Source organism: Bacillota bacterium, from assembly GCA_024655925.1.
Taxonomy (GTDB): Bacteria; Bacillota; DTU025; order DTU025; family JANLFS01; genus JANLFS01.
Map to the genome: position 1 here is coordinate 12,284 of JANLFS010000071.1, position 3,760 is coordinate 16,043.

Sequence of the window (3,760 nt, forward strand, 5' to 3'; positions counted from 1 at the left end):
AACTTGAACGGACACTGGGAGTAAAGATCCAGCGCCCCTGCGGACCAGACGGAACCAGGCCCGAATCTCTCCCCGAGCCACTTGATAGCCTCGGCGTCCGTGACCTCCCCGTCATACTCTGTGAACTCATTCTGTGCCGCGCGGGCGTCTCTTGCCGCCCGCCCTAGAGCTCTCCGCCATTCCTCTGGGTGATCAGCCCCCCATTGTCTTGCGATGGCGGACTCCCCCACTCCCGCGGTCGCCATCACCCACAGGCCGAGTTCCCGTTCGCTCGCGAGCGCGGACGGATCCGCGGGGAAGATCTCGGCGGGCGAGACCGCCCGGGTCGACCGGGCCTCCTCCTCTCGGCCCCAGCCCAGCGCATGGACGGCCTCATCCACGAAAAAGGATCTTCGAATGAAGGAACCATCATCCCGCGATGAAGGATAGGTAAGATAGAGCAGGTCCGAGGCGGACGAGATGGCCACATGGAACATGAACCTCTCGGACGCCGCAAATTCCGACGCAGTCGCGAGCCTAATGCCTGACTCCCAGAGCCGGGAGACTTCGGGCTCGCGAAACGCCCAGGTTCTCTTGCGGTCCCTGGGGAACCCTCCCTCGGTGAGCGCGCAGAGGAAGACCACCGGATAAGAGAGGCCCCGCAGGGCCGAAGGACCCATGACGGAGACTCCTCCGCAAGATCCGGGCCTATGGCAGAAAGAGCGCCTGCCCGCCGCGGTCCGCAGGAAATCCGCAAACTCCGCCCATGTCATGTCCGCTATTCCGGACATCTGCTCGATCTCGCGCAGCAATGAGGTGAACCCGGCCCATGCCGCCCATGCTTCAACCGCGTACTCACGGTTCTCTGGCTCGAACACACAGGCCGGAGTGCCCATGCGCGAAAGAAGAACCCTGAGATCCGCGCAGTGCTCCGAAATCGCCCTGCCACGGCCCAGCCCGGACCAAGCCTCCGTCAACTTGGCCAGGAAAGCCCTGCCGGCTTCGAGTTCTGGGTATTCGCCAAGGACCTGCCTCCATCTCGCAGCAGAAAGGCGCATCCCGCGGACCTTCAGACTGGCGACTATCTCGGACCCAAGGCCCGGGCCGGCGCCGATGTAAGGGCTGGAGCATAGCGCCGGGAGATCAAACCCAGAATGCTCGCACGCAAGCGCGTCCGCTAGCGCAAGGCAGTCGGAGATCAGCGGCGAGCGAAAGAGAGGGGATAGCTGAGCAGCGGAGCTTGCTACGCCGAATTCCTCCATCGAAGCGAGGAACCCGGGCATGAAGCCATTCGGGCTCGCAACCACCACACAGATATCCTCGGGTCGCCGCCCTTCGGAGACAATGAGGCGCTTGATCTCCCGGGCTACCTCAGCCCCTTCCCTCGACGGCCCTGACGCGGTGATCAATCGAACGCTGCCGCATGGCGCGGGAGGCCCTGGGGAATGGGTGAACAGTCCGCGGGACAGAGCAGCCAAGGTTGGGTCCGGGGTCCGGCAACCGCGCCCAGCTGGTTTAGAGACGACAGGGACGGTCCCATACAGCTCGCGCGCGCGGCCAAGGACTTCAGCGAGCTCAGGGCGGTCATCATCGTATGGGAGGTTGACCTCGCATTCGCCCACGTGTGTGGCGACGGCCCGCACCACCCTGGCCTGTGCGGGGGTCGGGTCGAAGAAATGCTCGAACCAGACGGATTGAAGCGCGCCCACTGCGCCGGGAGGCGCGGCCTCCAGAAACTCGGCGAGTTCGAGGTAAGCGTCTTCGCGGTCTGACAGGCCCCGCCCAGCTAGAGCGCCTTCATACCGTTCGAATAGCAGGAGAAGATCGTGCAGGGCCGGGCGTATGCCGGCATCGGAGCGTTCACCGGTGGGAAGAAGCGCGCGCCTGAGATCGGCCGCCCGGCCCGCGGCAAGCTTGACTTCGTCGATGACCTCGCCGATAGCCCTGGCAAAACCGGGCTTGTCGGCCGACGGCCCGAAAGCGAGCAGCTCATGTTGGGCCCTGGCCTCGCGAAGTAGTTGGCCGACAATCAGTTCTCGCTCAAGATCGCCGACAGTCCTCCTTCGGCGCCCAACGCGGTTCAGGATATGCATTACAAACGAGTCGAAGCCATATATGGGGATTTCGAACGCTGCCCCGTCGCCGAGCTCGGCCGCTACCTGCTCGCGAGCTCTGGAGGCGAAACGCGGGGACGCCGCGACGAGAGCGACGGTGTGCTGTCGGCCGCGAAGGATTGCATCGATCACCCGGGGTATGTACGGGGAACACAGACCGCCCTGGACTTCGTTGATTTGTTTCAAGACTCCCACCTCGCGCCTTCGTCCATCATGACCAGGTAGTTCCGGACGGGAACGTAGTTCGCGATGGTGTTCCCTGAACCGAGGGCGTAGCGCCGGGGCATGCAGGCGGAGAGGATGCCACGCACATACCCGCGCAGTTCTTCCTCGCCCATCCGGCATAGCGCATCGACGTCAACCCCGCCTAAGGCCGCGACCCTCTGGCCGCAAGCGGCCTGAAATTCCGCAACCGGCATGATTTCGTCCTGAAACGAGTGCAAGGCGTCGATCTTTACATCGTCTATGAGGTCTTGGAGTATGCCGCGGAGGTTTCCGCAGCAATGAAACCGGTACATCTGCCCGCGCTCGTGGGCGAGGGCGGCGTACCGTTTATGCCACGGGAACACCAGGCGTCTGAGATGCACAGGAGAGAGAAACGTGGAGGTCTTGAACCCGAGGTCGTCTCCTTGGAATATGCCAGCCACATTGTGGATGGTGACAAGGTTGCGGTAGAAGGACAACAGGGTGTCCCCGACGCGGCTGAACACCGCTTCCACAAGGTCTGGGTCCTCATACAGCAGCAAGCTCATTCCCTCGAAGCCTAGAAGGTGCTCAGAGGCAATCTCGAAAACCCCGCTCAATGGACACACCATCATTTTCATCCCGTCAGGGAAGTTCCGGGACACGAATTCGTAGGCCGCGTAGTCCAGCGTCCTGAACTTGTCCCACGGGTAAGCTTCGAAGTCCGCCCACGATGCAATGGGCCCGACACCCTCGTTCACCCAAGATCGCTCCCCCCGGGAAAGCGAAGCGGTGTCGCGTGCCGTGAGCTCGCACGCCATCGGGATCTCGAACCCACCCGAGACTCTTACGTAATCGTACCCCATCCGGTACCAGAACTCTATTTGTTGCCGCCAGTACCCACGGAAGTCCTCTGCAGGTGAAGGGACAGGAGTCTCGCCCATGACATCACGAAGCACGGCCCTGACAATCTCGGGGTCCGCGAACAGCTCAACGAAATGTACTCTCTCAGCTTCCTTCGAGCCGAGGATGACTTCCTGAAATGCTTCGAAATCCGGTTTGGGCCTGAGGAACGGCACTCTTAGAGGCATTATGGCCTCACCTCCGAACAAGCACATACCCCTGCAAGCAGGATACGACTTCGCTCCTCCCATATCCTTCTTGTCTTGTCCCTCGTGGGCGTTGCAGTGTCTCGGGTTGGGCGAGCGGTTGCGTGGTCATGAAAAAACGCGCCCGTGTGGGCGCGCCATAGGTATCGGGAAATCTGAGAGAAAGATAAAGAATCCGGCGGCTACCTACTCTCCCGGGCCGTTGCCAGCCAAGTACCATCGGCGATGGAGGGCTTAACTACTGTGTTCGGAATGGGAACAGGTGTTGCCCCTCCGCTATTGCCACCGGAAAACCACATTCGTTTTCGATTGTTGCCCGCGCTCTCAGACAACCGCGCATGGGGAATTGGGTCTGGATCTTAAGGGTTTGAGGTC

At 61.9% G+C, this 3,760-nt stretch carries 2 protein-coding genes and 1 rRNA gene; all 3 read right to left on the reverse strand.

Going from position 1 to position 3,760, the window contains the following annotated elements:
• A partial coding sequence (locus NUW23_11225) for a hypothetical protein (protein MCR4426735.1) occupies window positions 1-2,279 on the reverse strand: 2,279 nt, incomplete at its 3' end.
• Window positions 2,276-3,367, reverse strand: a complete 1,092-nt coding sequence (locus tag NUW23_11230) for a hypothetical protein (GenBank protein MCR4426736.1) — start codon at window positions 3,365-3,367, stop codon at window positions 2,276-2,278. The genes NUW23_11230 and NUW23_11225, both read right to left, overlap by 4 nt.
• A 191-nt stretch (window positions 3,368-3,558) precedes the next feature.
• A 5S ribosomal RNA gene (gene rrf / locus NUW23_11235) occupies window positions 3,559-3,675 on the reverse strand.
• Window positions 3,676-3,760: the final 85 nt, after the last annotated feature.